The following is a 14,651-nucleotide window of genomic DNA, read 5'->3' on the forward strand; positions in this document are numbered from 1 at the left end:
GCTCGAGCGGAAGACGTTTTGCAGAAGCTCTCGAGTATGGACGGGTCAACGGATCTCGACCGTATAGTGAAACCGGTCACTTGGCACATAAGAGATGCGCCATTCAATCACGTCGCCGTTGAGGTCACGCATGGCACGTTGAATGCGCATGCATGCCGACCCGGCAGGAATATTGAACAACGCTGCGTCAGTGTCGGGCATGTGGTCCATTGCGAGCTCATCTAGTGCGCGGACTGCGCGAACGCCGCAGATTTCGTCATAGACGGGATAGAGCAGGGGAGGCGACTCTTTCTGAAGGTGGGCGATGAGCTTGGAAAACAGCTTATGGGAAAGCCATATATGTTCCGCCAGAATCACCTCGTCCTCATCCAGCCGTATCCGGTGCATATAAATAGTCTTTGCTCCGGTTTTGATATCAAGTTTTTCGGCAATCTGCGCATCAGCCTCTTGCACCGTCAACGTCAGGATTTTGGCGCGGGGTATTCGGCTCTGGCTTGGATTCGTGAATCGAACAAAGCGCAACATTGAATTGCGTTCATAGGCGCTGGTGATGAAGGTCCCTTTGCCTTGCTTTCGTTCAAGCACACCCTCATGCACCAATCCTTGAATGACTTTGCGCATGGTGCCGACCGAAACGGAAAACTCCTCTGCGAGCCGGTCTTCGCCGGGTAGCGCTTCTCCTGATTTCCATACGCGATCGGCGATACGGCCCATCAGCTTGTCACGAATTTGGATATGCAGGGGCAGGCGAGGATCGATCATGGGCCTTTCTCAGTGCAGAGCATGCTGCAGTCGGTGTGTCTCAAAAAAGTGTAACACACCTATGCCTAAATACTTGTGTATATCTATACTCCTGTATAGAAGTTGAATTGGCGAGACGATTTATCCATTACTACCCATACAGGAATAACAATGATTGACTGTGTTAAACGACGGGCCATGCTCGGGACATTGGCTTGCGCCTCATTCTTTACGGCGCTCCCGGCGCATGCTCAGTCCGGATTTCCGGAAAAGACGGTAACGGTAGTCGTCCCCTTTGCACCCGGAGGTAGCTTCGATGTCATTGCGCGTCAGCTCGCTGTCGGGCTCGGGAAAGTCTGGAAGCAGCCGGTCGTGATCGACAATCGCTCGGGTGCTGGCGGCAACCTTGGGGCGCAGGCCGTGATCAAGGCGAAACCTGATGGCTACACGCTATTGTTCTGGGGCGATGGTGTATTGACCAATCCCTTGCTCTATTCTGACCCCCCATTCGATGCGATTCGCGATATTGCTGGCGTAGCCTTGGTGGCCACAACACCACAGGTATTGGTGAGTAACTCCCAGTCGTCAATCAAAACCATGTCTGATGTGGTCAAGTCGACGCAACCGTTGAACTACGGCACGGCCGGCAACGGAACACCTGGCCATCTGGCGGCGGAGTTGATGCGGCGAGAGGGGGCTAATCAACTGTCGCATATTCCGTATCGCGGCGGTAGCCCTGCGTTGACGGATCTATTGGGTGGCCAAATACAGTTGGTGTCGACTGGCCTTCCTGCGACGCTGCCGTTCATACGCAGCGGCAGAGTGCATCCTATTGCCGTGACATCGAAAGAACGGCTTGAGATCCTGCCCGATGTTTCAACTGTAGGCGAGACGATCAAAGGCTATGAGGTCGACACGTGGTTTGGCATGATGGCGCCGCAAGGCACGCCTCTAGAGATTCGTACAAAGATCGCATCGGACATCAAACAGATACTCGCTTCACCGCAATTGAAGAAGCAACTCGCGGAAGGAGGCTTCCTGGTCCGGACAAGTACACCGACCGAGTTGGAACAGAAGATGGTCGAAGACCTGGCCTTCTGGAAGGAGCAGGTCACGAAGTCGGGGGCGCGCGCAGAATGATTCACCCCATTGTCGGCGGAGAGTGTGATCGGGTCGTTGTGGAGGACGGTTGTCGGATTGCCGTACATACCCTGCGCACCGGTGGTGCGACGATTCCCATACTTTTTATACACGCGCTTGCCATGACCGGAGAAATGTGGCGTCGTGTTGCACAGCAATTGAACGTGGATGCGTCGCTTTATGCGATCGATTGTCGAGGCCATGGGGAATCAGACCGCGCGGCGGGGCCCTATACCACTGAGCGCTTTGCGAAAGACATTGGTGACGTGTTGGACCATCTGCATGCGCAAAAAGTGCATCTGATCGGATGTTCGATGGGGGGGACGGTCGCATTGGCATTTGCGGGACGGCATCCCGAGCGGGTCGCCAGCATGACGATTATCGATTCGACGGCATGTTATGGCGAAAACGCGCATCTTGTCTGGGATGAGAGAGCGTTGCGGCCTCGACAAGAGGGCTTTCAGGCCATGGTGCCATTTCAGGTCAGCCGCTGGTTTTCGGAGGCGTTTGCCGAACAAGAACCAGACCTCGTCCAGGAAGCCGTGAGAGTCTTTCTGGTGAACGACGCCGATGCCTATGCCGAGACGTGTCGGATGTTAGGCCGCGCTGATGAGCGGCATCGCTTATCACAGTACACAGGGCCTGTTTCGGTAGTCGTAGGAGAGGAAGACTATGCCACTCCAGTGGCCATGGCGAGGGAGCTGGTCAGTCTATTAACGCAAGCCAAATTGACCATCCTGCCAAAGCGGCGGCATTACACACCCATTGAATGCCCAGAAGAAGTGGCTTTGGCAATACACGCCACCATACTGCGTGGCTAAGAAATAAACCAGGAGGAGACCACATGATTGATCGTCGGGGGTTCTTGACTACCGTTGCTGGCCTTGGTGCGGTAGCGGCTGGCGGTACGTTGCTTGGATGTGCGCACGTATCAAATGAAAAACAACGGGTTTTTGATGCGCACTGCCACATCATCGATCCTCGGTTTCCGCTCGTACCCAATCAGGGCTACGTTCCGCCGCATTACACAATCCCTCAGTATCGCGCTGATGTGGCTTCGCTGAATGTCGCAGCAGGCGCTGTGGTGTCGGGCTCGTTTCAGGGATTCGATCAGACTTATCTGGTTTCCACTTTGAAGCAGCTAGGGCCCGATTGGGTCGGTGTTGCACAAGTACCGTCGGATATTTCCGATGCAGAAATTCGACACCTGAGGGGCGCTGGGGTACGTGCTGTACGATTTAATTTGTATCGGGGAAAAGTCGATAGCATGAGTGAAGTGGTCACCTTCGCACAGCGCGTCTACGACATTGCTGGATGGCACGCCGAGCTCTATCTGGACGCAGCCAAAATGCGATCCCATTTACCACAATTGGCAAAACTGCCTCAGATCGTCATCGATCATTTGGGGATGACAGAGGAGGGAGTGCCGGTCTTGCTAGATCTGGTCGATGCGGGCGCCAAGATCAAAGCAACGGGATTCGGCCGCGTTAGCATGAATGTGCCGATGGCTCTTGAACGCATTGCACAGCGGAATCCCAATGCATTGATGTTTGGTACAGACCTGCCGTCGACCAGAGCGAAGCGACCTTTCCACTCCACGGATCTCGATCTGGTCCGTCGTGTCTTGGGGAAAGAAAATGCCCGCAAGGCGCTATGGGATAACGCTTACGAACTATATCGACCAGGAACGAGACTGGCATAACATCCGTCAAATGCAAGTGCCTAAGCCTCTTTCGTTTAGCGGTGTGCTGGCTGGGCGATAGGCATTTTGCCTATCGCTTGGCCGGTCTCCGGCTGATCCTGCCACCCACCACCCAACGCCAGGAACAAATCGATCTGGTTACCGCTCAACGCCGCCTGCGAGGCGGCCAGCGCGCTTTCATCCGTGGCGAGCGTACGCTGCGCATCCAGCACGTTCAGATAATCCGTTTTACCCGCATGGAATAACTGCTCGGCCTGCTTGGCCGCGATCGCGCTTTGGTTGCGCGCCTCTTCCAGTGCCGCATTCCTGTCGAGCTGCCGTGCATACGATACCAGCGCACTCTCGGTTTCACGCAAGGCGTTCAACACCGTTTGATCAAAGCTGGCCAGGGCGGAACTCGCCACGGCCTTGGCCTGAGCAATCTGCGCCTGTGCCACACCCGTGTTGGGCACGGTCCAGGAAATCAGCGGGCCGACGCTCCAGCTATACGTGCCGCGTTCCCCAAAAATCGTCGCAGGCCCGCCCGATGCCCCAGACAGTCCCAACGAAATCGTGGGATACAACGACGCCGTGGCCACACCGATACGCGCCGTCGAGGCCGCCAGCGTGCGTTCCGCCTGGCGAATATCGGGACGGCGGCGCAACAGCGCGGCGCCATCTCCGACCGGGATCGTTTCGGTCAACCGAGGTGGCTTGTCACATGACAACAGCGTCGTCGGCATTTCCGCCGGTGTGCGGCCGGTCAACGCGGCCAGGCGATACAGCGCGGTGCGTTGACTTGCCTCAAAGGGTGGCAGATTCGCCTGCAACTGTTGCAGCTGGCTGCGCGCGCGCGTGACATCCAGCGCGGTGCCACGGCCGGCTTGCTGCAGGCGTTCCACCGCATCCAGCGAATCGCGCTGCACATTCACCGAATGACGCGCCGAGGCCAACTGCATACCAGCCGAGCAGATATCGGCATACGCACGCGCCGTTTCCGCCGCGACAGTGACGCGCGTGGCATCATAGGCGGCCTGAGCGGATTGCTCATCTCCCTCGGCGGCCTCGATAGCACGGCGGATCTGGCCAAACAAATCGAGTTGATAACCAATGCTGATGCCACCCGAATACGACCAACGGTTCATCGGCCGGGTGTCTGGCGACAATACCGACACTCCCGACGTATGCCCATAGGTCGGCGAGGCGTTCACCCCGATAGTGGGCTGTTGTGCGCCACGGGCTTCTTGGGTCACGGCCTGCGCGCGTTCCAGATTGGCCGTCGCCATGCGTAAACTGGTATTGGCCTGCAGGGCCTGACCGATCAACGCGTCCAGTGTCGGGTCTTGGTACAGCTGCCACCATGTACCGGGCACGCTGTTTTGCTGGAAAACCGCTTCATGAGACTGTTGAAAATCGCCCGCGGCGTCAGGGCGATTCACCGCGGCGTCCGCGGGGGCTTTGTAATCCGGGCCGACCGCCGCGCAGCCCGCCACCACGAGGGTGATGGCTAGCGCTAGCGGGCTTAAAACGCGAGAGGCAATCATTTCGAATGAACCTCCACGGTTGCGGTTTGGCCCGCCACCAAACGGACGCCATCAGGCACCTTGTCAATACGGATGCGCACGGGGATGCGCTGCGCGAGACGTACCCAATTAAAATTGGGATTCACGTTGGGCAGCAAGTTTTCCCCCAAGCTGCGATCGCGGTCCGCAATACCCATTGAGATGCTTTCCACGTGGCCGTTGATCTGACGGGATTCCCCCATCAGCGTGACGGTGGCGGAGTCGCCTTCGTGGATGTGCACCAGTTTGTTTTCCTCGAAATAGCCTTCGATGTAAAACGAGTTGGCATCCACGAGCGCCATGACGCCACGGCCGGCGGTCGCATAAGATCCCGCGCGCAAATCCAAATTGGTGACACGCCCGTCGACCATGGCCACCACGCGGCTACGCTCCAGATTCAGCTTGGCCGTATTGAGTTGGACCTCGGCCTCGGCCAATGCGGCTTCAGATTGTTGCAGACGCGCCTGACTTTGTTCGACGTCCTCGGTCGCGACCAATTTGCCGAGCGAGCGATTACGCTTGACGTCTCGCGCGGCCTGATCCCGGGCCACCTGCTGTGCGCGTACGGCGGCCTTGCCCTGATCCAACGCTAATTGGAAACGGGCGCGATCGATTTGAAACAGAACATCGCCTTTTTTGATGTCTTGATTATCATGAACAGGGACGGCGGTGACCAGGCCGGACACATCGGGCGCGACCTGCACAACGTATGCCTTGACGCGGCCATCACGTGTCCACGGGTCGATTTCGTAGTGGACCCATAACTGCCAGCCTGCATAGATGGCCGCGCACACGGCCAGCACCGTCACGGCAAACTTGCCGATACGACGAAGGCGCGGTGAATTGAGGATTTTCATGATGCTACTTCTTAAAGATATAAGGTGAAATCAGATACACGCCGTACAACAGGACGACATAGAGCGCCACATCGAACAGGGCCGGGTGCCAGACGATTCGATAAAAACCGATGCGCGCCAACACACGCCGTACGGCCCAGGCCACACCTAGCGTGATCATCCCCAGCACCAATGGCCAAGGGAAATAAATGCCGTAAAGATTAAATTCGCCGATCATGATGCATGGACCGGCAGCAAAATACCGGATTGATAGTCAGGGGCTTCGGGGAACAAGGCACGCCGGATTCCGACCAGCGCCACGACGGCGCGTTCACGTGCCACCAAGGTGCCGGGCGATGCTGTGGCGCGGGCCAAGGCTCGGTCAATGTTCTCGAGCAAGTTAGGAAAATCGGAGGGCTTGCGTTGCTGTGTCGCGCGTTGCCGGAAAAAATCCGCCAAGCCTTTCAATACCGGGCGTACCGTGGCGTCGATGGCGGGAAAAATACGGCGCGCGCGTTGCAGCTCGGCAATATCGTTGCCCACGCGCAAGTCTTTCAATGCGTCATCGGCCAAATGATCATCGGCTCGTTTGGCGAGAGACAAGCGAGGCTGCAGCATGCCGATACGGTCCAACATCCGGGACGCATAGTCCGAGCGTGACGGGACTTGGCTGGCACCCGCCAGCGCCGCCAGCTCTTTCCAGTTGGCGGCTTGGATTCGGCGCGCGCTGTGGTCCGCACTCATCGTGCGAAAGATCGCGGCAGTGATGGCCGCCGTTGTCACACCTATGATTTGCGCAGTCATCGTGTCGATAAACGACACCAGATCAGCCGTGTTCGTATCGTGCAGCGCGAGCGTGCCCAGAAAGCCAAATAGCAATGCCATGGCCTTAAGGGTATAAGCCGGACGGGCAATCAATACGCCAAGCACCAGAGAAACAGGCGCCATGGTCAGCACCAGCATTTCAAATGAGTGCACCGCTGGCAAGATTCCCAGTAAATACAGCGCTGAGATCGGTATCGAGTAAACGGTGTAAGTCAGAAACTGCATGATGCCGGGCAGGGGGTTGTCCTGCGCGGCGAAAAAACTGCTGAAAATCGCAGCCATCATGACGGCCGTCGAGCCGTTCGTCCACGATGTTTGAATCCAGAAAACGCAGCAGATTGATACGGCCAGGCCAGCGGCCAGCGCCGACCATAATGCCAAACCATGATCACGGTGCATGACAGCGCCGAACCTCAAGCGGGCAGGGCGGCCGGATTGGCGCGGCGTACCCGCCAGGCCATCACGAATGTCATGCCGCAGCGCCAGACAGCGATCATAGCCGTCGACCAGCTCACGTAAACGATTGACCAGACTGACCATCAGCACACCATGCCAATCGGCGGCAGGGTTGATCTCGGGGGCCAGCTCTGTCAACGCCTCGCGCAGTGTGTGAGCTTGCGTGCGTTCGGCCTTGGGCCCGGCATCGATCCACGCCGCGATATCTCGCAAAATAGTCTCGACGGTCTCCGGCAACGAGCGCCCGTCCTTTTGCAGCGCGTGCAAGCGGTCATCGACTGCCGACACTAGCGGCGTCAAGGCGGCGATTTGGTCTTGCATCGCGCGCACCGCGCTCGACGTCCAACGGATATTGCCCGTATCGAATGGCACATGAGTGGCGAGCATACGCAGTTGGGACAGATCCTCGGCCAGGACGCGGCGCTCTTTGCCGCGCGACACGGTCTCGCGATTGGTCAGAATATCGTGGACCCAGTTGCGCGCATCACGCATGGTGGCATCTAAACGTGCCATCAAGGGGCCGGCAATCCCGCGCGGGAAAATCAAACTATGTGCCAGCGTGGCACACACAATGCCTAAAGAAATTTCCTCGACCCGGGCCAAAGCCGTATCGAACACTGTCATGGGAGACGTCACGCTTGGAAAGCCGATCATGGCGGCGGTATAGCCTGCCAACATGAACAGATACGAGCGCGGCGTACGGTCCAGCACCGAGATATACAGGCACACGCCGATCCAGAGCGACATGGCCAGCACCATTAATACCGGCTGGTTAGCGAGGCGCGGCACCAGATACACCACGACGGCGCTGCCAAAAAAAGTGCCGCCCAGCCGGAAAACGGCCTTGGACCGCACGGCGCCGGCCCACGGCTGAGCCACGACATAAGCTGTCGTCATCGCCCAGAATGGGCGGGACAATCCGATGGAGTACGAAAGATAAAGCGCCGTAATGGCGCCTATGTAGCACTTGAGCGAGAAAAGAATCTCGTTGCCATCAGGAAACTTCATGGCCGTGGGTCTTCTTGAAGAGGGACTGCGTCATGACGGCCCAACGATGTTTTGAGGGTGTTGAAGACCCGCATGCAAGCCTGCAGATCGTCGTGGTTGATGTCTTTGAAAATTTTGCGGCGTAGTTTGATCAGCACCCCCTCGACTGTCTCGCGCAGGGCATGTCCATCTGGCGTCAAGTGGATCGTGCGAGCGCGGCGATCACCGGGGGCCTCGCGGCGTTCGATCAAGCCTGATGAAACGAGGTGATCCAGCACGCGAACCAGTGAAGGGCCTTCGACGCCGAGCGCCTCGGCCAGCGCGCCCTGGCGTACGCCATCGCCCAGACGGCCGACGAAGATGACAGGCCAGGCCGTCGCCTGCGACAGGCCGTATTCAGACAGCGCATCATCGGCCGCGCTACGGTAAGCGCGAGACAGCACCATCAGGCTCGCTGTGGTGGCCATGAGATCGAAATCAGAATGTGAAGGCATAGATCGATTGTAAGCTATTTAATAGCATCCTATCAATATGGGTAACGACTTTCAGGGATTGGCATCGTCAACCCGTCAGTGAAACGTGGTGTACGGGGTGGATATCGCGGTCATCGACTACGCAATCATCAGACAGCGGCTCAGGCTTGATCGCTGGCGATGATGATGAGTGCACGGGCCTTTTTGCGGCCCTCGGCACATAGGCTATGTGGCAGATAACCCGGAAAGCGCACGCTATCGTCGCGCTCCAGCAATACCGTGTGCTCGCCAAAATGCACCCGCACACGGCCCTCGAGCACGAAGATCAACTCATCGCCGCCATGATGGGCCACGGTCCGTTCGCCATGGGTACCGACTTCGACCACCATGACGGATAGACCGCTGTTGTTTGCGCCCGTCGTGATGGCTTCATAGGCATGTTCACCTGGCTCGTTGTCTGATGAACTGAGCCGGTGTCGTTCGCCCGCGCGCACGATATGGATTTCGTCTTTTGGATCGGCTTCGCCCAGCAGGGCGGAAAGTGGCGTCCCGAGCGCAGCCGCCACGGTATGCAGCGTACCGACTGAGCCGAATTTCTCGCCTCGCTCCAGCCGTGAAAGAAAACCCTTGTCCAGGCCGGTTTGCGCCGATAGCGCGGTCAACGTCAATTTATGTTTGCGGCGCGTCGCCCGTATGCGCAGGCCGACTTGTTGGGCATCGAGCGTCTGGGGGGCTAAAGGTGGTTGTTTGGATCGCATGGACAGACAGCGGATATCACGGACGAAAACCGGATGATGCCACTTTTTGAAGGGCCTCACAGTTTGAATGGGACCACAGGGCACGCCTGAGGGTTTTTCCCTGTTGCCTAAGCGGGCAATTATTTGTACTTTGGGCAACATGTTGTCCAATGGGCAAAAACAAGGCAAGAGAAGCAGCTTGCCGAAACGTATTACGCTGCAGGCGTGTGGGCCGATTTTCAGGACGGCTGCAATCTGCAGATATAGCGATAGAAAATGGGTATCACGATGTCAAATTACGCTTCGCAAGATAAAGAAGCCCTGCGCAACCGTGTCGATCGCGAGATCGATGAGCGGGCGGCTTCGACCACGAACTGGACCTCTGCGCAGAAAATGGCGCTAGCCTGCCGGATGCTGGCCGCACAGGGGCACTGGCACGGCGGCCTGGCGGGCCAGATCACCGCGCGAGGCGACGAGCCGGGCACGATCTGGACGCTGCCTTTTGGTATCGGCGCTGACGAAGCGCGTGCCAGCGAACTGATTTTGATCGACGAAGACATCAATGCGCTGGATGGCAAATCGCTGCCCAATCCGGCAAATCGTTTTCATGCCTGGATTTACAGGCATCGTCCCGAAGTGCAGTGCATTGTGCATACGCATCCTCCCGCCGTGTCGGCCTTGTCGATGGTGGGCGAGCCGTTGGTGGTGGCGCATATGGATGCCACACCGTTTTTTGACGATTGTGCCTATTTGGCGCAGTGGCCCGGCTTGCCGATTGGCGATGACGAAGGCGAAATCATTTCAGCCGCGTTGGGCAACAAGCGGGCCATTTTGCTGGCCAATCACGGCATGCTGACCGCGGGTAAATCCGTTGAGGAAGCCACGGTCATGGCGATATGGCTAGAGCAGGTGGCGGCGTTGCAGTTGCGTGCGCGAGCCATTGGGCCGGTTAATCCCGTCCCCAGTGAATTAGCGCGCGAGTCACATGATTTCCTGGTCAAGCCCAAGATTCTGGAACTGACGTTCTCTTACTTTGCCCGCCGCGCATTACGCGAGGCGCCTGACTGTATCGATTGAAAGGAGCTTTGCCATGCAACGCCGCCGTTTCCTTACTTTGGCAGGAGCGGGTGGGGCCCTGCTATCCGCGCCCGTCGTCGCGCAAGAGGCGCCCACCATTAATTGGCGCATGCCCAGTAGTTTTCCGCGGTCCCTGGATACGGTATGGGGCGCGGCCGAGTACCTGACTGAACGCGTGTCGGTATTGACCGACGGCAAGTTTACGATCCGACCGTTTTCCGCGGGAGAATTAGTGCCGCCGCTGCAAGTCCTGGACGCGGTGCAAAACGGCACGACAGAGTGTGGGCATACAGCGGGTTTTTATTATTTGGGTAAAGAACCCGCACTCGTTTTTGATACCGGCGTGCCGTTTGGGTTGACGCCGCGCCAGCATACGGCATGGCTGCTGCATGGCGGCGGCGGGGCATTGATGGACGATCTGTATGCCCGATTTAATGCGCTGTCGATTCCTTGCGGTAACACCGGGGCACAGATGGGCGGGTGGTTTCGCAAGGAGATCAAGTCGATAGACGATTTGAAAGGGCTACGGATTCGCACCCCCGGACTGCTGAGTATGGTGTACGAAAAGCTCGGCGCCATCCCTCAGCAAGTGGCGGGCAGCGACATCTACCCTTCGCTGGAAAAAGGCGCACTGGATGCTGTCGAGTTTGTCGGGCCCTATGACGACGAGAAACTGGGGTTCTCCAAGGTGGCCAGCTACTACTACGGCCCCGGTGTTTTAGAGCTCGGGGCAAGCCTGAGTTTGACGATCAACCAAGATAGCTGGGCGAAATTGCCCCCGCGCTATCAAGAGGCATTACGTGCCGCGTGCGCGACCGCCGCAGATGATTTGCTGGCCAAATACGATGCAAACAATATCGTGGCCCTCAAGCGCCTGGTGGGGCAGGGTGTCAAACTGAAAGCCTGGCCACCCGAAGTCATGCATGCGATGCAGAGCGCCACCAAGCAAGTGCTGGAGGACTACGCGGCAAAAAGCCCGTCGTTCGCCAAGATACTCGCATCATGGCGAGCCTTTCGCGCGGATCAGCTGCTATGGAACAGCGTCAATGATGGCGCCGCCGAAAACTATCTGATGGCTACGCGCGAAAACGGACTCTGAGAGAAGCACCATGGGGCGGGCTGATAAGCCTGCAACCCAATGGCGGACTCGGCCCTTGCCTGATCTGACGCGCGGCCTCAGCTCAAAAGGGTCGCTTTAGCTCTCAAAATCCGCCCAGCAATTGGGCGTTTCATACAAGCGCACACGCGCCAGGCGCAATTGTGTGCCGTAATGGCCGTGGTAGTGTGGCGCCAGTGTCTGAAAAATAACGCGTGCCAGGTTTTCTGCCGTAGGGATGCAATCCAGCACCACGGTTTTGTGGTTGGGTAACGTATCCAGAAATCCGCGCACGGCTGTGTCGTCGCGATACACCAGAAAAGCGTGATCCCACGGGTCGACGATATGCTGCTTGGCGATCGATTTGATCTCGGAAAAATCCATCACCATGCCGTTATCCGATGCGCCGGGGGCATCGACAACATCGCCGGTCAGGGTGAGCTCGAGCACATAACGATGCCCGTGCAGATTGCGGCATTGGCTGCGATGATCGGGGATGCGATGCCCGGCATCGAATTCCAGCTTGCGAGTCACGGAGATCATCGCAAACCTCGCAGGGCGTGAGGGGTCTTCATCAGGGGATGCCTATGTATTTATGCGTTTGCAGACTGAGCCGCCATTGCGGATGCTGCAGACAGTACTGTACGGCTTGTTCGGTGTTGGCCACGCGCGCTGGCCCGTCCATGGGTTGCAGGAAAAAGTGCTCAAAATCCAGGTGTGAGTAGGTCTCGGGCAGGGCATTGGTTTGCGGATAGACCAGCTTGAGCTCGTGGCCGTGTTCGATGACGACCGGCGCCGTACCCTTGGGGCTGACGCAGATCCAGTCAATGCCCGGGGGCGGGGGCAGCGTGCCATTGGTTTCGATGGCGACGGTGAATCCGTGCGCATGCACCGCTTGCAGTAATTCGGTGTCGAGTTGCAGCAGCGGCTCGCCACCCGTGAAGACGACATAGCGGTCCTGGGTGCCGGGTCCCCAGGTCGCCGCGATGGTGTCCGCCAGCAGGGTCGCCGTGGCAAATTTGCCTCCACCCGATCCATTCGTCCCGATAAAATCGGTATCACAGAATGTACAGGCGGCGCTCGCTCGGTCTGCCTCACGGCCCGACCATAAATTGCATCCCGCAAATCGGCAGAATACAGCGGCGCGGCCTGCTTGGGCGCCTTCGCCTTGCAGGGTTTTGAAGATTTCTTTGGCGGAATAGGTCATGCGGGGGGCGACAGTGTCGAATCGACTAGGTAAACCCGTCATTTTACGGGTTAGCGGTGTTAGGGGAAAAAATGAGCCTCGGTAACCGGTTTGGCGAGGGATTGTGAAGCATAATTCACAAAGTTTTCAGGCATTGAAGCGCTTTAGCGGCCTGGCGTAAACAGGCGATTCAGCTATGTATCACATTCAAGACGACCTCTATCTGGACGAACGCGATATCGAGTTCGGCATGATTCGCGCGCAGGGCGCGGGCGGACAGAACGTCAACAAGGTATCCAGCGCGGTGCATCTGCGATTTGATGTGCGCGCGTCCAGCTTGCCCGATCACATTAAAGACGCGTTGTGTGAGCTGGCCGACAGACGGGTGTCCAAAGACGGCATTATCGTGATCAAGGCGCAGGCGTTTCGCAGTCAGGAAAAAAACCGCGCCGAGGCCCTGGAGCGACTGGCGGAAATGGTGCGTACGGTAGCGCAACCCGTCAAGCTGCGGCGGCCGACACGGCCCACCCGCGCGTCGCAGCGCCGCCGCGTGCAAGGAAAGGTGCAGCATGGGGAGGTCAAGCGTTTGCGGGGAAAAGTGACGGACGGCTGAGCGTTCGCTCGTGCTTGCCAGGCAAACGCCAAGTCACATATCGCCACACCCTCGTGATCAAAGCGGCGTTCAAGCAGTTCGCCGCGCCCCGGCGGGCGAACGGGAACGAAACCCTATGCGGTGTTACCTACGATGACTATCACACTTTAAATAGAGATCGTCATGACGAGTTTCAATCCCGTTCGAGCCGCCTACAACTATGTTGTAGGGTTCAGTGATCAGCAAAATCAGGAGATAGCGGAGAAAATAAACGACGCTATATCGGAGCTGTTTAATAATAGTGCGAGCGACCTCAATGAGTTGTTTAAAAAGTTCCCCGATGAGGTGATCGCGGCGCTGAAACAGCGAGAAACTCCGCCACTGTGCGAAGCCGTGAAGAAGAACCTTGTACGCATGGTGCCGGAGTTACTGAAAATAATCCCGTCCGAGATCGATACCCCAAATAGCGAGGGGTTTACGCCGTCGATGCTTGCGGCCAAGCAAGGCAGCGACAGTCTCGTCCGGGCACTATTATCGGGTGGTGCGGATATGCAGAAGGTAGACGCCACAGGATGTACCGCGCTCATGTGGGCGGTCTTGAGCGGCATTGTGGAGCTGGTCCGATCCCTGTTGGGCGCGGGTGCGGGGGCCATTTCGAGTGTGGATGTACAAAATAAAGACGGGAACACCGCGCTGATGCTTGCCGTTATGAATATGAAGGAGAGCGGCAGCGACGATTTCTTGAAAGCCGAGATGACGGCAAGGGCGCTGCTTGACAGCGGAAAAGTGAATGTCACGCTGGCCAACAAAGCTGGAGACACGGCCTTGGGTCTGATGGCGAGCCAGCCGGCTTTTAGTAGACGTGTTGCCTACTCGCTTTACACGGAAGGGGCTGACCTAAGTGCGCAGAACCATAAGGGTCGCGCGCCGATAGTGCTGGCATCCCGGTCAGGTAACGCGGAAGCCGTGCGTTTCCTGATTGAGCACATGCAAAAAGAAGGTATCGATATCGATATGAAAGATAATCGGGGCCGTACCGCTCTGTATTATGCGACTGTCGACGGAAACGCGGATATTGCGAAACAACTGGTCCACGCTGGCGCTGATCTCCTGTCAATGGATGAGAAAGCGATCGGCGAATTGGGAAAGAGGGTTGGCGCTGATGAAATAGGTCGGCTCCAACGCGCAACGGACGGTAACGGACTGGGGGATAAAACCCCGAGTATCGACGCGTCGAACACCTAATTGATCCCCGCTGACGC

At 57.7% G+C, this 14,651-nt stretch carries 16 protein-coding genes; 7 read left to right on the forward strand and 9 right to left on the reverse strand.

Annotated features, from left to right (window positions below; genetic code table 11):
* Positions 1–45: 45 nt before the first annotated feature.
* A complete protein-coding gene (locus ACYVDM_RS09485) occupies positions 46–762 on the reverse strand; it encodes a GntR family transcriptional regulator (protein WP_415786468.1) in 717 nt (238 codons plus the stop codon).
* A 150-nt stretch (positions 763–912) separates the two neighbouring features.
* Here ACYVDM_RS09485 and ACYVDM_RS09490 point away from each other — a divergent pair, with 150 nt between their 5' ends.
* From ACYVDM_RS09490 to ACYVDM_RS09500, 3 genes are read left to right on the forward strand one after another with little or no spacing between them, the layout of a single operon-like run.
* The gene (locus ACYVDM_RS09490) at positions 913–1,881 is read left to right on the forward strand and encodes a Bug family tripartite tricarboxylate transporter substrate binding protein (RefSeq protein WP_415786466.1); all 969 of its coding nucleotides are present in this window, start codon (positions 913–915) and stop codon (positions 1,879–1,881) included.
* Positions 1,878–2,702 carry an alpha/beta fold hydrolase gene (locus tag ACYVDM_RS09495; protein ID WP_415786464.1) on the forward strand — a complete coding sequence of 275 codons (825 nt, stop codon included), beginning with the start codon at positions 1,878–1,880 and terminating at the stop codon, positions 2,700–2,702. The genes ACYVDM_RS09490 and ACYVDM_RS09495 overlap by 4 nt, the downstream gene beginning before the upstream one ends.
* A 23-nt stretch (positions 2,703–2,725) precedes the next feature.
* Positions 2,726–3,583 carry an amidohydrolase family protein gene (locus ACYVDM_RS09500; protein ID WP_415786462.1) on the forward strand — a complete coding sequence of 286 codons (858 nt, stop codon included), beginning with the start codon at positions 2,726–2,728 and terminating at the stop codon, positions 3,581–3,583.
* A gap of 35 nt (positions 3,584–3,618) precedes the next feature.
* On the opposite strand, the gene ACYVDM_RS09505 is transcribed toward ACYVDM_RS09500, so the two are convergent.
* The 6 genes from ACYVDM_RS09505 to ACYVDM_RS09530 all read right to left on the reverse strand — a co-directional run bounded on the left by ACYVDM_RS09505 (position 3,619) and on the right by ACYVDM_RS09530 (position 9,459).
* A complete protein-coding gene (locus ACYVDM_RS09505; RefSeq protein WP_415787067.1) occupies positions 3,619–5,103 on the reverse strand; it encodes an efflux transporter outer membrane subunit in 1,485 nt (494 codons plus the stop codon).
* Positions 5,103–5,981 carry an efflux RND transporter periplasmic adaptor subunit gene (locus tag ACYVDM_RS09510; protein ID WP_415786460.1) on the reverse strand — a complete coding sequence of 293 codons (879 nt, stop codon included), beginning with the start codon at positions 5,979–5,981 and terminating at the stop codon, positions 5,103–5,105. Before ACYVDM_RS09510 ends, ACYVDM_RS09505 begins: the two co-directional genes overlap by 1 nt.
* Before the next feature lie 4 nt (positions 5,982–5,985).
* Positions 5,986–6,198, reverse strand: a complete 213-nt coding sequence (locus ACYVDM_RS09515; RefSeq protein WP_415786458.1) for a DUF1656 domain-containing protein — start codon at positions 6,196–6,198, stop codon at positions 5,986–5,988.
* Entirely contained in the window at positions 6,195–8,249 is a 2,055-nt protein-coding gene (locus tag ACYVDM_RS09520) for an FUSC family protein (protein ID WP_415786456.1), read from the reverse strand. Before ACYVDM_RS09520 ends, ACYVDM_RS09515 begins: the two co-directional genes overlap by 4 nt.
* Positions 8,246–8,722 (reverse strand): MarR family winged helix-turn-helix transcriptional regulator, encoded by a 477-nt coding sequence (locus ACYVDM_RS09525; RefSeq protein ID WP_415786454.1) that lies wholly within the window; start codon positions 8,720–8,722, stop codon positions 8,246–8,248. Before ACYVDM_RS09525 ends, ACYVDM_RS09520 begins: the two co-directional genes overlap by 4 nt.
* A 140-nt stretch (positions 8,723–8,862) precedes the next feature.
* Positions 8,863–9,459, reverse strand: coding sequence for a helix-turn-helix domain-containing protein (locus ACYVDM_RS09530; RefSeq protein WP_415786452.1), 597 nt, complete (start codon positions 9,457–9,459; stop codon positions 8,863–8,865).
* A 267-nt stretch (positions 9,460–9,726) separates the two neighbouring features.
* Here ACYVDM_RS09530 and ACYVDM_RS09535 point away from each other — a divergent pair, with 267 nt between their 5' ends.
* Both ACYVDM_RS09535 and ACYVDM_RS09540 read left to right on the forward strand, forming a co-directional pair.
* Positions 9,727–10,515 carry an aldolase gene (locus tag ACYVDM_RS09535; RefSeq protein ID WP_415786450.1) on the forward strand — a complete coding sequence of 263 codons (789 nt, stop codon included), beginning with the start codon at positions 9,727–9,729 and terminating at the stop codon, positions 10,513–10,515.
* A 13-nt stretch (positions 10,516–10,528) separates the two neighbouring features.
* Positions 10,529–11,614 (forward strand): TRAP transporter substrate-binding protein, encoded by a 1,086-nt coding sequence (locus ACYVDM_RS09540; RefSeq protein WP_415786448.1) that lies wholly within the window; start codon positions 10,529–10,531, stop codon positions 11,612–11,614.
* A gap of 96 nt (positions 11,615–11,710) precedes the next feature.
* Here the strand turns inward: ACYVDM_RS09540 and queD are convergent, their stop codons facing one another.
* Both queD and queE read right to left on the reverse strand, forming a co-directional pair.
* Positions 11,711–12,154: a 6-carboxytetrahydropterin synthase QueD gene (gene queD, locus ACYVDM_RS09545; protein ID WP_415786446.1), complete on the reverse strand. Its 444-nt coding sequence runs from the start codon at positions 12,152–12,154 to the stop codon at positions 11,711–11,713.
* A 31-nt stretch (positions 12,155–12,185) separates the two neighbouring features.
* Positions 12,186–12,818, reverse strand: a complete 633-nt coding sequence (gene queE, locus ACYVDM_RS09550) for a 7-carboxy-7-deazaguanine synthase (RefSeq protein ID WP_415786444.1) — start codon at positions 12,816–12,818, stop codon at positions 12,186–12,188.
* A gap of 175 nt (positions 12,819–12,993) precedes the next feature.
* On the opposite strand from queE, the gene arfB reads away from it, so the two are divergent.
* Together arfB and ACYVDM_RS09560 are read left to right on the forward strand one after the other, a co-directional pair.
* Positions 12,994–13,410 carry an alternative ribosome rescue aminoacyl-tRNA hydrolase ArfB gene (gene arfB, locus ACYVDM_RS09555; RefSeq protein WP_415786442.1) on the forward strand — a complete coding sequence of 139 codons (417 nt, stop codon included), beginning with the start codon at positions 12,994–12,996 and terminating at the stop codon, positions 13,408–13,410.
* A 162-nt stretch (positions 13,411–13,572) separates the two neighbouring features.
* Positions 13,573–14,634, forward strand: a complete 1,062-nt coding sequence (locus ACYVDM_RS09560; protein WP_415786440.1) for an ankyrin repeat domain-containing protein — start codon at positions 13,573–13,575, stop codon at positions 14,632–14,634.
* Positions 14,635–14,651 lie beyond the last annotated feature (17 nt).

Source organism: Bordetella tumulicola (assembly GCF_054779135.1).

Bases quoted from the DNA above. Each gene is read 5' to 3' on its own strand.
- ACYVDM_RS09485 (WP_415786468.1), bottom strand. From the start codon at position 762: ATGATCGATCCTCGCCTGCCCCTGCATATCCAAATTCGTGACAAGCTG.
- ACYVDM_RS09490 (WP_415786466.1), top strand. From the start codon at position 913: ATGATTGACTGTGTTAAACGACGGGCCATGCTCGGGACATTGGCTTGC.
- ACYVDM_RS09495 (WP_415786464.1), top strand. From the start codon at position 1,878: ATGATTCACCCCATTGTCGGCGGAGAGTGTGATCGGGTCGTTGTGGAG.
- ACYVDM_RS09500 (WP_415786462.1), top strand. From the start codon at position 2,726: ATGATTGATCGTCGGGGGTTCTTGACTACCGTTGCTGGCCTTGGTGCG.
- ACYVDM_RS09510 (WP_415786460.1), bottom strand. From the start codon at position 5,981: ATGAAAATCCTCAATTCACCGCGCCTTCGTCGTATCGGCAAGTTTGCC.
- ACYVDM_RS09515 (WP_415786458.1), bottom strand. From the start codon at position 6,198: ATGATCGGCGAATTTAATCTTTACGGCATTTATTTCCCTTGGCCATTG.
- ACYVDM_RS09520 (WP_415786456.1), bottom strand. From the start codon at position 8,249: ATGAAGTTTCCTGATGGCAACGAGATTCTTTTCTCGCTCAAGTGCTAC.
- ACYVDM_RS09525 (WP_415786454.1), bottom strand. From the start codon at position 8,722: ATGCCTTCACATTCTGATTTCGATCTCATGGCCACCACAGCGAGCCTG.
- ACYVDM_RS09530 (WP_415786452.1), bottom strand. From the start codon at position 9,459: ATGCGATCCAAACAACCACCTTTAGCCCCCCAGACGCTCGATGCCCAA.
- ACYVDM_RS09535 (WP_415786450.1), top strand. From the start codon at position 9,727: ATGTCAAATTACGCTTCGCAAGATAAAGAAGCCCTGCGCAACCGTGTC.
- ACYVDM_RS09540 (WP_415786448.1), top strand. From the start codon at position 10,529: ATGCAACGCCGCCGTTTCCTTACTTTGGCAGGAGCGGGTGGGGCCCTG.
- queD (WP_415786446.1), bottom strand. From the start codon at position 12,154: ATGATCTCCGTGACTCGCAAGCTGGAATTCGATGCCGGGCATCGCATC.
- queE (WP_415786444.1), bottom strand. From the start codon at position 12,818: ATGACCTATTCCGCCAAAGAAATCTTCAAAACCCTGCAAGGCGAAGGC.
- arfB (WP_415786442.1), top strand. From the start codon at position 12,994: ATGTATCACATTCAAGACGACCTCTATCTGGACGAACGCGATATCGAG.
- ACYVDM_RS09560 (WP_415786440.1), top strand. From the start codon at position 13,573: ATGACGAGTTTCAATCCCGTTCGAGCCGCCTACAACTATGTTGTAGGG.